Genomic DNA, 14,073 nt, shown 5'->3' on the forward strand with positions numbered 1-14,073 from the left:
GGCGACCTCGAGCCGCCCGGTCCTTCAACTCGATGTCGAAAACCCAGGAAGGACCGCCGCATGTCGGGCACCTCCATGACCCTTCGCGCCTGGCTCCTGATGCTGCCGCTCCTCGTGGTCATGATTGCTGTGATCGGGTGGCCCCTGTTCGACACCGCGCGCCTGTCATTCACCGATGCCAGGCTCGTCGGCACCGAAGGCAATTATGTCGGTACCTCCAACTATGTCCGCATGCTTTCGAGTTCGACTTTCGAGCGCACGCTGGTCACGACGGCCCTGTTCGCCATCATCTCGGTGGCGGCCGAACTGGTCATTGGCGTGCTCGCCGCGCTTCTCCTCAATCAGGAGTTCCGCGGCCGGTTCTTGCTGCGCGCGCTGATGATCCTGCCATGGGCGCTGCCGACGGTGGTCAACGCGACATTGTGGCGGCTGATTTACAATCCCGAATATGGCGCCCTGAACGCGGCTCTAACCCAGATCGGCCTCCTCGACGCATACCGTTCCTGGCTGGGCGAACCGGGCACGGCGCTCGCCGCTCTCATCGTTGCCGACTGCTGGAAGAACTTCCCGCTCGTGGCATTGATCGGGCTCGCGGCCTTGCAGGCGGTGCCCCGCGATGTGATAGCCGCATCACTGGTGGACGGCGCCGGCGCATTCAACCGTTTCCGTTACGTCATCATGCCCTACATCGCCGGACCTCTGCTCGTGGCCCTCGTGTTAAGGACGATCGAAGCGTTCAAGGTGTTCGACATCATATGGGTGATGACGCGCGGCGGTCCGGCCAACAGCACGCGCACACTCTCGATCCTCGTTTATCAAGAAGCTTTTTCATTCCAGCGGGCCGGCTCGGGCGCGTCACTCGCGCTCATCGTCACGCTGCTGGTGACGGTGCTCGCCGTCGGCTATGCCGCACTTGTGCGAAAAGTCGCAGGGAGCAATATGTGATGGAACGAAAAAGCCCGCTTTTCAGCGTCTTCATATACATCTCGGCATTGTTGCTTGCGGCACTCATTCTCGCGCCGATTCTCTGGCTCTTCGTCATGAGTATATCGCCGGCGGCGGATCTCGCCGCGAAGCCGCTGCGCTGGTGGCCGCAACAGATGGATTTCTCGCGCTACCGGACACTGTTGTCGACGGTCGAAAACAGCGCCGGCGCGGCATTCCTGGCGTCGCTGCGCAACAGTATCGTGGTCGCCGGCATGGCGACGGTCGCAGCCATCGCGCTCGCCATCCCGGCCGGTTGGGCAGTGTCGCGCACGCCATCTGTAAGCTGGTCGCTGTCGCTCGTCATCGCCACCTACATGTTGCCGCCGGTTGCGCTCGCCGTGCCCCTCTACTTTGCGCTCGCCCATTTCGGCATGCTCAACAACGTCTTCGGACTGGCGCTGGTCTACCTGACGATCCTGGCGCCCTTCACGACCTGGCTGATGAAGTCCGGCTTCGATTCCATACCGAAGGAGATCGAAGCGGCGGCGATGATCGATGGTGCAGGTCTGTTCCAGACGCTCCGGATCATCATGCTGCCGCTGGCCGCGCCTGTGATCTCGACGTCGGCGCTGTTCGCCTTCCTGCTCGCCTGGGACGAATTCTTTTATGCGCTCCTGTTCACCTCCGACCAGCGCGCCAAGACACTGACGGTCGCGATCGCCGATCTGGCCGGCGGCCGCGTCTCCGATTACGGGTTGATTGCCACCGCGGGCGTCCTTGCCGCCCTGCCACCGGTGCTGATTGGACTTCTGACCCAACGGAGCCTGATTTCGGGGCTTACCAGCGGCGGCGTCAAGGGATGACGGATTTGAACGACAAGCGTCCGGCGGGGCTTCTCGCCATCGATCGCGAAATGGCGCGCCAGCAAGCCGACGCCATGACCTCCTACAAAGGCGCACGGGACATGGCCGGCAAGGCCGCGGCCTCGCTGATGCGGACCGGCAGACTGCTCCTGCTTGGCATGGGCGGCTCCCATGCCGTCAACCGCGCCGTCGAGCCGCTCTATCGCGACTTGGGCGTCGAGGCGATCGCGATCCCGTTGTCCGAGCAACTCGGCCAGCCGCTGAGGCTCACCGACAAGACCATCTTCGTCACCTCGCAATCCGGGGAAAGCGCGGAGGTTCTCCGCTGGTTCGAGGAAACGGGCGGCACGCCGGACACATTCGGCCTGACGCTGGAAGCAGGATCGTTCCTCGCTCGGGCCACGCCGTCTTTCATCGGCGCTGGCGGAACCGAACTCGCGTTTGCGGCAACGCGGAGCCTGACCGTGACGTTGGGCTTGCATCTGGCGGTCCTCGAGGCATTGGGCGGGGACGTGTCGCCGGCTCTCGCGGTGCTTCGATCACCGGAAGCGCCTGACATCGGCGAGGCGCTTTCCGCGCTGCGAAAGGTCGTAACGGTCGTGACCTCCGGACGACGGCTTCAGGGCGTAGCCGAGGCGCTTGCTCTGGGGCTCACGGAGCTTTCGCGGTACCCGTGCTTCTCGCTCGAAGGCGGGCAGTTGCGCCACGGCCCGATGGAGATGCTCGACCCGCAGGTCGGCATCGTGCTGTTCCGCGACGGACACAGGACGGCCACGCTCGTGACCGCGATGGCCAAATCCGCAGTCGCGACCGGATCGCCGGTGATCGTTTTCGATTCTTCCGGTCTCGAACCTGTCGAGGGCGCTGTCACGATCGCCTTCCGGCCGGCATCCGGAATGGCCGCAATCCTCGCCATGCTGCCGACGGCGCAGCGGCTGATGGTCGCCTTCGCCGACGAACGGGTTGAGAATGCCGGTACGCCGCTGCGCTCCACGAAGATCACCCGGAGCGAGTGAATGCAGCCGCTTGCAGTCATCGGCAATGTCAACGTCGACCTCATTCTGGGGCCCGCCGAGCCATGGCCAAAGGCGGGCACGGAAGTCATCGTCGATCATAACGAGCTTCGTGTCGGCGGCCAGGCGGGCAATACCGCACTCGCCTGGGAGGGGCTCGGCGTGGAGTATGCAATCGCCGCCAATGTCGGCGACGATCAGTTCGGCCGCTGGCTCTCGGAGACCTTCGGCGAGCGCGGCAGGCGGTGGCCGGTCACTCCAGTCGGCACGACGCTGTCGGTGGGCATTACCCATCCGGATGGCGAACGCACCTTTTTCACCACACGGGGACATCTACCGAGGCTGAACCTTTCCGACGTCCTGGCGGTGCTGGACGGCGAGGCGCTTTCCGGCGGCTATGCGCTGCTGACGGCAGCGTTCCTTACCGACGACCTCACGAAGGACTATCCCGCGCTGTTCGACTGGGCGGACCGGCATGGTATCGCGGTCGCGCTCGACACCGGATGGCCGCTCGACGGCTGGACGGCGCGCAACTGCGACGCCGTGCGGCAATGGCTCTCGCGCTCCCGGATCGCTCTGCTCAATGAAATCGAGACCACGACGCTTGCCGGGCTTGGAGACCCGGCAGATGCGGCGCGAAACCTCCTCTCGCAAATGCCGGATGGCTCCATCGTCGTCGTCAAGCGTGGACCCGAGGGAGCAATCGCGATCGGCACCGGAGGTGACCTTGTCTCGGTGGCCGCACCCTCTGTAACGGTCGTCGACACGATCGGCGCCGGCGACGTGTTCAATGCCGCATTCCTCGCATCGCTGGCGCGGCAGGAGCCGCTCGAAGCCTGCCTCGCCGCCGGCACGACCGTTGCGTCGCGTGCCATTTCCACGCTTCCCCGCAGTTATGGCGGACCGGAACCTTTCAGGGAGATCGTGCGATGAGCGCGCTCGAGATCGAGAATATCCGCAAGACCTATGGCAAAACCGAGATACTGAAGGATATAGACATCTCGCTCGATAGCGGCGAGTTCCTGGTTCTGCTCGGTTCGTCCGGCTGCGGGAAATCGACGCTCCTCAACATCATCGCGGGCCTCACGGAGGCGTCCGGAGGCGACATCCGCATCGACGGCCGATCGATGCTGGGCGTGCATCCCAAGGACCGCGACATTGCCATGGTGTTCCAGTCCTATGCGCTCTATCCGAACCTGACCGTCCACCGGAACATCGGCTTCGGTCTGGAGATGCGCGGAGTTCGCGCGGACGATCGCGAGAGGGCGGTCAGGGAAACGGCCAGGCTTCTCCAGATCGAAAGCTTGCTGGACCGGAAGCCGAGCCAGCTTTCCGGCGGCCAGCGCCAGCGGGTCGCAATCGGCCGGGCGCTGGTGCGGCAGCCGAAGATCTTCCTCTTCGACGAGCCGCTATCGAACCTCGACGCCAAGCTCCGGATGGAGATGCGCGCTGAACTCAAGCGACTGCACCGGCTGCTGAGAACGACAGTCGTCTACGTTACCCACGACCAGATCGAAGCAATGACGCTCGCAAGCCAGATCGCCGTCATGCGCGACGGCCGGATCGAACAGCTCGGAACCCCGGAGGAGATCTACAATCACCCGGCGACGCTGTACGTCGCGACCTTTGTCGGCGCTCCTCCGATGAACCTGCTGAAGACCGAAGTCCGGGAAGGAACTTTGGCCGTGACGGGTGGAGAGAGTTCACTGCCGATCCCGCAAAGCTTGCGCGCAAGCCTGAGGGAAGGACAGGACGTGATTGTCGGTATCCGCCCCGAAGCCTTCAGGCTAGACGATGGGGAAGGTCTTTCGATCTCCGCACGCTGCGAGCTTGCCGAACTCACGGGTCCGGAACTGATCATGATGGCCGACATGCAGGGCCAGCGGGTCGTTGCCTCGTTGCCGCCCCAGTCGCGTGTCGGCCCTGGCGACATTCTAAGGCTCCATTTCGATAATGCGGCCATGCATCTCTTCGATGCCACAAGCGGCAAGCGGATCGCGACCTGAGCCCCAGGCCTGGCTGTCATGCCAAGAAGTGCGTATTGGACGATCCGGAGGTCCCCGCCCAGCGCGCCCCGCTCCCGACACAGACCGGTGCCGGAAAGAAGGGCACCGGCACAGAATGGATCGGCAGTCGCAGCTGATCTCAGAACACACAGAGACGGAACCGCAGAGGGACGACCTGGGTATCCTATTCACACACACGCCTTTAGGGGTCCCGCCGGCACCAGCACCACTGCCGATTTTCTGATGATTTGGGCATCGGCGATCGGCGTGCCGCTTTGGTCGCGGGGAGAAAGGGGGCATGATCGCTACGTGCTCCCAAGCGCGGTAGACCGTCGAGGCGTCCTGATCCGGTGTGTCTTCGACGAACTTATGGAAGTGCGATGAACGGACGGAATTCGTGGTTCTGCAATCAAAACACTGACGTCAACGTACCGCGGGATAAAGACGTGCAAGCCGAGGCGAATCTTCCCTTCGCAGTGTCCGAGTGGGGACACCGCAGCTTAGCAAACTCGATAACACTGTGCGTGCCTGGTGCTCTTGATATCCCGTCAGCGTCTGAACTTGAGACCGCGAAAATTCACCACCGAGGACGGCTTCACGTAACAAAGACCGGCTCCCTTTCGGAAGCCGTTGCATTTGGGCCTCCCCGTTACACCAGACTTCTATGCGGTTCAGCAACTCGTCCGGTTTAAGGATTTGCTCCATGGACGTGCCCTGGTCCACACAACACGACAGGCGGACAAACAAGTAGGCGCTGCTGGTCCAACCGACGTCCAAGACGATGATCAAGATCGCGCTCAAAGTCGATTCTGCTCGCAGCACTCACTCCTACGGGAGAATCCATGTGTGCTCTGGCATGAAGCGCACCAATCCCGAGGCGAAATGCCAAACCATTGTAAGGCAATCGCGATAGTGGACTGACTACGGCTTCGCAAAACCTGTGCCCGGTCGAAAGGCATCAACAAAATGCCCAGCGGAGTGGGTTTGCTTTTGGTTCTTGCGTTCAAAAGCGAGAGCAAGATTTCTCGATAGCGCTTATTGTGAGCGGCTTGCTTCTGATGATCGAGGAAGCCCGTCTATTTTTCGATCGATATCTTCTCACCATCCCATCTTAACAGAAACACCTCAGCTCGCGGTTCGCCGTCACCATCTTCGCCACCAGCGATCAGCAGGCCGTCAGGGACCGAGAAAGACGCTCCATAAGCAATCCCACGCGGCAGTTTTCCCACCTGCCTCCAGCCGTTGACGTCGAATGCGTACACTTCGTCGCGCCAGCACTTCTTCAGGCCGTCATGAGCGAACCATTTGCCCGCTTTGGCGTTAGCCTGCGCGCCCTTGAAGTTCGTGCCGCCGGCGACGAGGACATCGTCGCCGGCGGCAGCGGCAAATGCTCCCGCCACGCCTTCCTGCGGTTCGGAGCCCGAAACGGACGGCAAATCGGCAAGCCTTAGCCAGGATGCTTCCTGGTCCTTGAACTGAAGCGATTTGACTTCGGGAGTGCGCAATCCGGGCTTGATCTCACCACTGACGAGCATGAAGCGATCCTCGCCCCTGGCAACCACCGCAGGGTCGCAGTTGGGTAGGAAGGGGTTGTCGGCGAGCATGTGCCAGCTATTTCCGGCGGGATCGTAGATCAGTATCTTGTCATTCCAACGGTAATCTTTCGGTTGCATGCCCATGTAGGAATCGACGAGCTTCTTGAAGCTTTCGGGATCCTTGCCCTTGTCGATGGCATTCACGTCCGCGGCATATCTGTCGAACAGCCACTTGTTGTAGCCGCCGATGATTAAGATGCGTCCATCGTTGAGTGTTACGGCCTTCGCACCCGAGAGGCCAACGGGCGTCTGCGTGTCCAGTTTCGACCATCTGTCAGCGTCTGTGTCGTATGCATAGACCGTATCGAAGATGACTGGTGAACTGTCGTCCGCATTTGCTTTTCCATTGCCACTGAAGACCAGGATCCGCTTGTCGGAGACGGCCGCAGCGGCCCCGTTTGTCGGCGGCCCGGTAAAGGTGGCACACTGGACCCAGCCTCTGCCCGGATTCGCCAGGTCGAGCGCATAGAAATCCGTTCCGGCAGAACCGAGCCCGACATAGGCCGTGTCGCCGGCACGGGCCGCTATCCCATTCTTGATGGCGACGGGTAAATCCGGCCAGGTTTCAAAAGCCATGACCGCACCAGTCGATAGCACGATCGCTGCGAGGCTGAGCGCGAACCGTTTTGCGAGGATCAATCCTGGCGTTCATAGTTTCCTCTCCGTTCATTCTTACTGTTTGAGATACGTCGTGATCCACGATCATCATCACGAAGCAACCATGTCGGCGACACCAATGATGCCGGCATCGGCACCAAGTTCGGCGGCAGCAAGATCGGGCACGACGGCTTCCGGATAGGTTGCGAGCGCCTCCCGCAGCAGTGCGATGAAGCCCTCAGCCAAGCCGACGCCACCACCGATCACGATGCATTCAGGGTCCACGACGGCCTGCAGTCCGGCAATTGCGGCCGCGAGTCGAGTCGCGGCGTCGCGCAAGATATCTTGCGCCCAAGTTTCACCGGCGCTAGCAGCTGCAAACACCGCGCGGGCGTCACCATCATGGCCATGGCAGCGGGCAGCGTTCGCAATTCCGAATCCGGATGCCAGCGTTTCAAGACGGACGGAGCCGCCCGGCCCGCAAAGAGGAATCTGACCGAGGCTGCCTGCCATGCCTCGCACGCCGCGAAGAAGACGGCCACCAAGGACAAGACCTCCGCCGATGCCGCTCGATACGGTCAGAAACGCCATATCGCGTCCTCGCCCAGCACCGAAGCGATACTCGCCCCAAGCGGCCGCCTGCGCATCATTGACCGCAAGAACCCGGGTGCCGAGCACGGCAGTGAATCGCTTGGCGAGTGAAAACCCTTCCGGTATGGCAAGAGTGCCAGGATTGAGTGCGGACCAAAGGTCACCGTCGACGCGACCGGTCACCGCCGCAGCGGCGCATTTGTACCGACCGTCCCAGCCCTTAGCGAGGTCGGCAACGGTAGCCAGCCAGACGTCACTGCCCACATCCGTCGGCGTCGGGATGACGCGACGCTCAAGGACGTCGTTTCCGTGTACCAGTGCTGCGAGAGTCTTGGTGCCGCCGATGTCAAAGGCGAGCACGGGGGTAGTCGGCCGTGCCGCGGTCTCCACCGCCTGCCGAAACCAGTCTGTGACATGTTCCGGTCGTGTGATTGCCGAACCGACAACCACTGCGTCCGCGCCTGCCCGGATCGCCGCCCTTGCCAATTCGGGGCTGTTATAACGCCCTTCCGCGAACACTGGTGCGCCCAGTTGGGCGCACACCCGCACCAGTTCGAGATCTGGTTCCTTGGGCGTCGGCGCGTCCCCGACGTAGCCAGACATGGTGGTTCCGATGATATCGGCCCCGGCCGCGATTGCCTTTCTGGCCTCGCTTTCCGTCGAAATGTCCGCCATCGCGAGACGACCGTGGCGCTTGATCTCGGCAATCAGTTCGCAGACAGGAACCGGCCTCGGCCTATCGGTTGCATCGACCGCAATGACGGTAGCGCCAGCCTCGCAAAGGTCAATGACGTCGCAGAGAAGAGGAGTGATGCGCACAGGGCTGTCATCAAGGTCTCGCTTGGTAAGACCGATGATGGGAAGCGGGCTAGCCTGCGCGACTGCGGCTACGTTAGCGCCACCTTCGATGCGAAGACCAGCTGCCCTCGAGGCTTCAGCGACACGTGCGTAGGCGACAATTGACGCCACGGTGTCGAAGGGCCCGCCAGGAACCGGCTGACATGAAACGATGAGCCTTCCTCGCATGCTGTTTATGATATGTCGTGTGCCGCTCACGGCGGACCTCCAATGTTCCATGTCGCGGTCAATCGCGGCTTTCTACTTATCCTAATCGCAGCTAAGCGGACGCTTGCAACCGCTTTGCATGGCCTTTCCCATTCGCGGAGACGAAGATTTAGGATATCTCCGAACGGAGACCTTATTGGCATCTTGAATATCCGATTGACAGATATCCTACAAGTGGATAATCCTAGGTTCGCTGTCTTTTCGGAGTCCCTGAAGGCAACCGGAGACGATGATGAACGTAAAATCGATAAAACCCTTGAAACGAGCCCCGCTCCTGCACGTATCAGTGCAAGAAAGCCTGCGCGCCTATATTGAGGACAACCATCTTGATGCAGGCTCCCCTCTGCCGCCTGAAGGTGAACTTGCCAACCAATTGGGAGTTAGCCGCAACTCGGTACGCGAGGGCATCAAAGCCTTGGAATCCGTCGGCGTCCTGGAGTCGCGCCGCGGCATCGGCGTCTTCGTGAAGGCATTTTCGTTCGAACCGTTGCTGGAGAACCTGGCCTACGGACTGGGCGGTGCGCTGAAGCAGATCGAGGAAGTTATCACCATCCGCCGGACGCTGGAGGTCGGGCTGATCGACCAGACGCTTGCGCTTATTGGGCCGGATGACATCCTCGAACTGCGCGAAACCTGCGACCAGATGAAGAAACGTGCCGAACGCGGCGAGAGTTTCCCCGATGAGGACCGGCGTTTCCACCAGTTACTCTTCCGCTGCCAGGAGAACGAGGTGCTGACCCGCCTGCTAGAGGTCTTCTGGCTTGCCTTCTACAAGGCGTCCGACTTCGTCAACCTCGAGAATGTCGACCCACTACAAACCTGGCGCGACCATGCTGCGATCGTCGATGCGGTCGAGGCCAGAGATCTCGCCGCCGCCAAGGACCAACTCGACCGGCACTATGCCGGCATCAATCGAGTGATCGCCGAGAACAAGAACACCACACCAGTAGGGAGGACTACATGAGCTTGAAGACCACCATTTCGGCGCTCGCCCTGTCGGCAGCGCTCTTCGGCAGCCTCATCGCGACGACAGCGCCAGTTCTCGCGGATGGCGGGACTATCTCAGGCGGCTTCGATGTCGGGCCGGGCGGCTTTCAAGGCAATTTCAACCCGCTCGCTGCGACCGGCGGCTTCACCTGGCTCGTCACCTATTTCGAACCACTGGTGATTTATGACGACAAGCTCGAAAAGGTTATTGGCGCGCTCGCAGAATCGTACGAGGTCAGCGCCGATCAGAAAGCCTATACCTTTAAGCTCGCCGACACCAAGTGGCACGACGGCACGCCCTTCACCTCCAAGGACGTCAAATTCACCATCGATTTGGCCAAGAACGAAAAGACGGGCTCGGTATTCGCCGCCCGTCTTGGCGCCATCGAATCCGTCGAAGCGACTGACGATCACACTGTCGTCGTCAAGCTCCGCAACGCGACGCCGAGCATGCTTGACACGCTCACCAAGCTGATGCTGCTGCCGGAACATGCACTGGTATCGATCCCCGCCGAACAGATCTCCAAGAACGCGTGGTGGTCGACTTCGCCGATCGGCACTGGTCCGTTCAAGTTTACCAAGTACGTCACCGACCAGTACGTCGAACTCGCGGCAAATCCGGACTATCGCGGTGGCAAGCCGGCTGTAGAGAAACTCATTAATCGCTATTTCGCCGACCCGTCCGCTGCAATTGCCGCTTTGCGTTCGGGCGAAATCCAGTTCACGTATGTGGATTCCAACGATGTTTCCACGTTCAACAACGACAGTGCCTTCCACGTCATAGAGGGCGATTCTTACGTCGTCAATTATGTCGGCTTCAACCAGGAAGTGCCGCTATGGAAGGATCTGAAGGTCCGCCAGGCCTTCATGCATGCGATCGACCGCAACGCCATCATCAATAGTCTCTATGGCGGCGCCGCCAAGGCGGCCAACTGCGTCTATGTCGCGGAGCACCTCGTGCCGCAGGGCATCGAACCTTACGACTATGATCCTGAGAAAGCCAAACAATTGTTGGCGGAAGCCGGCTGGGACAAGATCAATGGTGACAAGCCGATTACAATCCTAACCTACTATACCTCACCCCTCGCGGCCAACGTGCTTGCTGCAATGCAGGCGATGTTAGCCCAGGTCGGGATCAATATCGTGCCACGTGCCGTCGATACCCCGACATATAACTCCATTGTTTATCAGCAGTCGGGCAATGCGGGGGAGTTCCCGCTAATCTATGCCGGTCTGCAGAATGGTCCAGATGCATCCACCATCAATATCGGCCTCAATGAGAAGCAAATCCCGCCCGCCGGCGCGAACCTGATGCGAATCCGTATGCCGGAAGTGACAAATGCGCTCGACTTGGCGTTGGCAGAGACCGATGCTGCCAAGCGCGATGCCCGGTATCAGGACGTCTGCAAGGCAACCAGTGCCAATCTGCCCTGGGGTACGATGTGGGTTGCCAACCGTTACGGCGTGGCTTCCGTGAAACTCAAGGATTTCATATGGACGCCTGCACCTGCAGGCGGCCCCTACCAGGCCCATCCTGAGAAGTGGGCGATTGCCGAGTAGGCCAATTTCCTCCCCGGGGTGGCCGTTTCATCGCCACCCCATTTTTTGAGGATGTGTTCTGGATCTCCCTGGAAAGGGCGTAAGTCTCCTATGCTTCGCTATTGCCTACATCGCCTGCTCATCGGGCTCGGCATGGTGCTCACACTGACCGTGCTGATCTTCGTGCTGTTACAGTTGACGCCCGGCGACCCGGTCGATGCCTACATCGACCCCAACGTTGCTATGTCGCAAGAGGCGATGGACGCCTTGCGCGCTCAGCTCGGCCTCGACAAGCCGCTACCCGTCCAGTATCTCGCCTGGCTCTCGCAGGCCGTCCAAGGCAATCTCGGCCATTCATTGCAGCGTTTCAACGAGACCGTCGCCGAACTGATCATCGCGCGCATCGGCCCCACGCTGCTGCTGATGGGAGCAGGGCTGGCCTTAGCGATTGTCTTGGGCATCGCTGGCGGCATCTTCAGCGCCGTCCGCCGGGACTCCTTACCCGACTACTCCTTTTCGGTGCTGGCGCTGCTTGGCATCTCCAGCCCGGCATTTCTGACGGCCTTGCTCGGTCTCTACGTCTTTTCCGTGCGACTGAAATGGACGCCCTCGGGCGGAATGTTGACGCCGGCCACTGTTTTCTCCGTCGGCGATCTACTGCACCACCTGATCCTGCCGGCGGTCGTCCTCTCTATCGGCCATGCCGCGCTGATCATGCGCTATATGCGCGCCTCTATGCTCGAGGTACTCAACCAGGACTATGTTCGCACTGCGCGTGCGAAGGGCGTCAAGGAATTCTGGGTCGTGACCAAGCATGCATTGCGCAACGCGCTGCTGCCGGTCGTCACACTCATCGGCTCGACCATCGGGCTTGCCGTTGGTGGCGCCATCTTCATCGAAAGCGTCTTCAACTGGCCGGGCATGGGCCTGCTGCTCATCAGCGCCGTCGAGACCCGCGACTATCCCGTCATCATGGGCGCGACATTGGTGATCGGCGCGTGCGTCATCCTCGTCAACATCGTGACCGACCTTGTCTATGCAGTCATCGATCCGCGCATCAAGGTGGCCTGATATGAGTCTGTTCGTCCTCTCTTCGTCTGGCCCACTCGCCCGTGCCACGAATCGCTTCACCCAGAACGGTGCGGCATTGTTCGGGATCGTGCTGCTGCTCCCGCTGCTCGTCGCGGTCCTGACTTATCCGCTCTGGCTGCCCTACAAGCCCAACGATATCGACCTACTGGCGATGAACACTGGGCCGTCCTGGAAGCACTGGTTCGGCACCGACGGGGTCGGCCGCGATGTGCTCGCCCGAACCCTTGAAGGCGGCCGCATCTCGCTTTTGGTCGCAGTCTCCTCGGTCGTCCTGTCGACGGCCATCGGCTTCCTCGTCGGCGCGTTCTCCGCCTTCGGTGGCAGATGGGCCGATGCCCTTACCATGCGCTCGGTCGATCTCGCCATGACGCTGCCACCGGTCATCTTTCTGCTGGTGCTCGCCTCGATTATCGGCTCCGGCATCTGGTCGACCGTCTTTGTCATCGCGCTTCTGTCATGGCCGGTGCTGTCGCGCATGATCCGCGCCCGCCTGCTCGAACTGCGCGAACGTGAATTCGTGATGGCCTCACACGGCATGGGTGCCGGTGTCGGCCATCTGCTGTTCCGTCACGGCCTGCCCAACTCGATCGACATTCTGGTCGTCTACGCGACATTGCAGGTCGCCAACGCAATCCTGCTGGAAGCGGGCCTGTCCTTCCTCGGTCTCGGCGTACCGCCGCCGGCCGCAAGCTGGGGCAACATGCTGAACGCGGCGCGCTCGACGGCGGTGCTCGAGCAGTTCTCCTGGCAATGGCTGTTCCCCGGCGGGGCGCTCGTTCTGGCCGTCCTGGCGATCAACTTCATCGGCGATGGTCTGAGGGATGCCTTCGACCCCCGCTCCGAACTCAATTAACCCCTGGAAGAGAAGCAAGAATGTCTAAGTTTTACGGTGTCGTTCCTCCCGTCGTCACGCCCCTCAACGAAGATTTTTCGGTCGATTACGTCTCCTACACGCGCGTGCTTGAGTATCTGATCGACAACGGCTGCCATGGCCTGTTCGCACTCGGCTCAACCAGCGAGGTGGTGTTCTATGACGACGCCGAGCGCCGCAAGATCCTCGAGCACACCGTCAAGGTCGCCAACGGCCGCGTCCCGGTCATCGCCGGCGTCATCGACCCTACGACAGACAGGGTGATCCGCCACGCGCAGACGGCCAAGTCGGTTGGCGCCGACGCGGTAGTGGTCACCGCGCCCTTCTACACCCTCACGAGCCAGGCCGAGACGCTCGACCATTTCCGCATGATCCGGGATGCCGTCGACATTCCGCTCATCGCCTATGATATTCCGGTCTGCGTCCACACCAAGCTCGCCCGTCAGACGGTGGTGACGTTGGCCAAGGAAGGCACCATCATCGGGCTGAAGGATTCGTCCGGCGACGACGGGAATTTCCGCTATGCGCTCAGCGACCTCACCGACAACAAGGACGTGTTCCTGATGACCGGCTCGGAGATCGTCGTCGACAGTGCCCTGATGATGGGCGCGCACGGCGTCGTCCCCGGCCTCGCCAATGTCGACCCGGCCGGCTACGTCCGCCTCTGGAACCATGCCCAGGAGGGCGACTGGCAAGCCGCCCGCAAGGAACAGGAGCGGCTGTGCCGCCTGTTCGAGATTGTCTGGGTGGCATCCAGCCGCGTCAGCGGCGGCGCCACCGGTGTCGGCGGGTTCAAGACCGCGATGCGCAGCCTGGGTGTCATCGCCACGAACGTCATGGCCCGCCCGCGCGCGCCGCTCAACGACACCGAGGCAGCCAAGATCGACGAGATTCTGCGCTCGGTCGGCCTTCTGAATTAGGAGGGTG

The 14,073-nt window shown here is 61.4% G+C and carries 12 protein-coding genes; 10 read left to right on the top strand and 2 right to left on the bottom strand.

The window, feature by feature from the left end; translation table 11 throughout:
• Positions 1 to 60 precede the first annotated feature (60 nt).
• Genes ACM6UT_RS19485 through ACM6UT_RS19505 form a run of 5 tightly spaced genes read left to right on the top strand, consistent with a single transcriptional unit; the run spans position 61 to position 4,809 of the window.
• Positions 61 to 945 (top strand): carbohydrate ABC transporter permease, encoded by an 885-nt coding sequence (locus ACM6UT_RS19485; RefSeq protein ID WP_416799010.1) that lies wholly within the window; start codon positions 61 to 63, stop codon positions 943 to 945.
• Positions 945 to 1,790, top strand: a complete 846-nt coding sequence (locus ACM6UT_RS19490; protein ID WP_416799011.1) for a carbohydrate ABC transporter permease — start codon at positions 945 to 947, stop codon at positions 1,788 to 1,790. Before ACM6UT_RS19485 ends, ACM6UT_RS19490 begins: the two co-directional genes overlap by 1 nt.
• A complete protein-coding gene (locus ACM6UT_RS19495; RefSeq protein ID WP_416799012.1) occupies positions 1,787 to 2,806 on the top strand; it encodes an SIS domain-containing protein in 1,020 nt (339 codons plus the stop codon). Before ACM6UT_RS19490 ends, ACM6UT_RS19495 begins: the two co-directional genes overlap by 4 nt.
• The gene (locus ACM6UT_RS19500) at positions 2,807 to 3,736 is read left to right on the top strand and encodes a PfkB family carbohydrate kinase (RefSeq protein WP_416799013.1); all 930 of its coding nucleotides are present in this window, start codon (positions 2,807 to 2,809) and stop codon (positions 3,734 to 3,736) included.
• A complete protein-coding gene (locus tag ACM6UT_RS19505; RefSeq protein WP_416799014.1) occupies positions 3,733 to 4,809 on the top strand; it encodes an ABC transporter ATP-binding protein in 1,077 nt (358 codons plus the stop codon). Before ACM6UT_RS19500 ends, ACM6UT_RS19505 begins: the two co-directional genes overlap by 4 nt.
• A gap of 1,076 nt (positions 4,810 to 5,885) precedes the next feature.
• Here the strand turns inward: ACM6UT_RS19505 and ACM6UT_RS19510 are convergent.
• Together ACM6UT_RS19510 and ACM6UT_RS19515 are read right to left on the bottom strand one after the other, a co-directional pair.
• Positions 5,886 to 7,043, bottom strand: coding sequence for an N-acetylneuraminate epimerase (locus ACM6UT_RS19510; protein WP_465245564.1), 1,158 nt, complete (start codon positions 7,041 to 7,043; stop codon positions 5,886 to 5,888).
• A 69-nt stretch (positions 7,044 to 7,112) separates the two neighbouring features.
• Positions 7,113 to 8,648 carry a putative N-acetylmannosamine-6-phosphate 2-epimerase gene (locus ACM6UT_RS19515; protein WP_416799015.1) on the bottom strand — a complete coding sequence of 512 codons (1,536 nt, stop codon included), beginning with the start codon at positions 8,646 to 8,648 and terminating at the stop codon, positions 7,113 to 7,115.
• 241 nt (positions 8,649 to 8,889) lie between these two features.
• Between ACM6UT_RS19515 and ACM6UT_RS19520 the strand changes: the two genes are divergently transcribed.
• The 5 genes from ACM6UT_RS19520 (at position 8,890) to ACM6UT_RS19540 (ending at position 14,066) form a co-directional block, all read left to right on the top strand.
• Entirely contained in the window at positions 8,890 to 9,621 is a 732-nt protein-coding gene (locus ACM6UT_RS19520) for a FadR/GntR family transcriptional regulator (protein ID WP_416799016.1), read from the top strand.
• A complete protein-coding gene (locus ACM6UT_RS19525) occupies positions 9,618 to 11,204 on the top strand; it encodes an ABC transporter substrate-binding protein (RefSeq protein ID WP_416799017.1) in 1,587 nt (528 codons plus the stop codon). Before ACM6UT_RS19520 ends, ACM6UT_RS19525 begins: the two co-directional genes overlap by 4 nt.
• A 90-nt stretch (positions 11,205 to 11,294) precedes the next feature.
• Positions 11,295 to 12,254, top strand: a complete 960-nt coding sequence (locus ACM6UT_RS19530) for an ABC transporter permease (RefSeq protein WP_416799018.1) — start codon at positions 11,295 to 11,297, stop codon at positions 12,252 to 12,254.
• Positions 12,220 to 13,128, top strand: coding sequence for an ABC transporter permease (locus ACM6UT_RS19535; RefSeq protein WP_416799019.1), 909 nt, complete (start codon positions 12,220 to 12,222; stop codon positions 13,126 to 13,128). Before ACM6UT_RS19530 ends, ACM6UT_RS19535 begins: the two co-directional genes overlap by 35 nt.
• Before the next feature lie 20 nt (positions 13,129 to 13,148).
• Positions 13,149 to 14,066: a dihydrodipicolinate synthase family protein gene (locus ACM6UT_RS19540; protein WP_416799020.1), complete on the top strand. Its 918-nt coding sequence runs from the start codon at positions 13,149 to 13,151 to the stop codon at positions 14,064 to 14,066.
• Positions 14,067 to 14,073: the final 7 nt, after the last annotated feature.

Origin of the sequence: Ciceribacter azotifigens (genome assembly GCF_048159625.1) — a bacterium.
Classification (GTDB): Bacteria; Pseudomonadota; Alphaproteobacteria; order Rhizobiales; family Rhizobiaceae; genus Allorhizobium; species Allorhizobium azotifigens.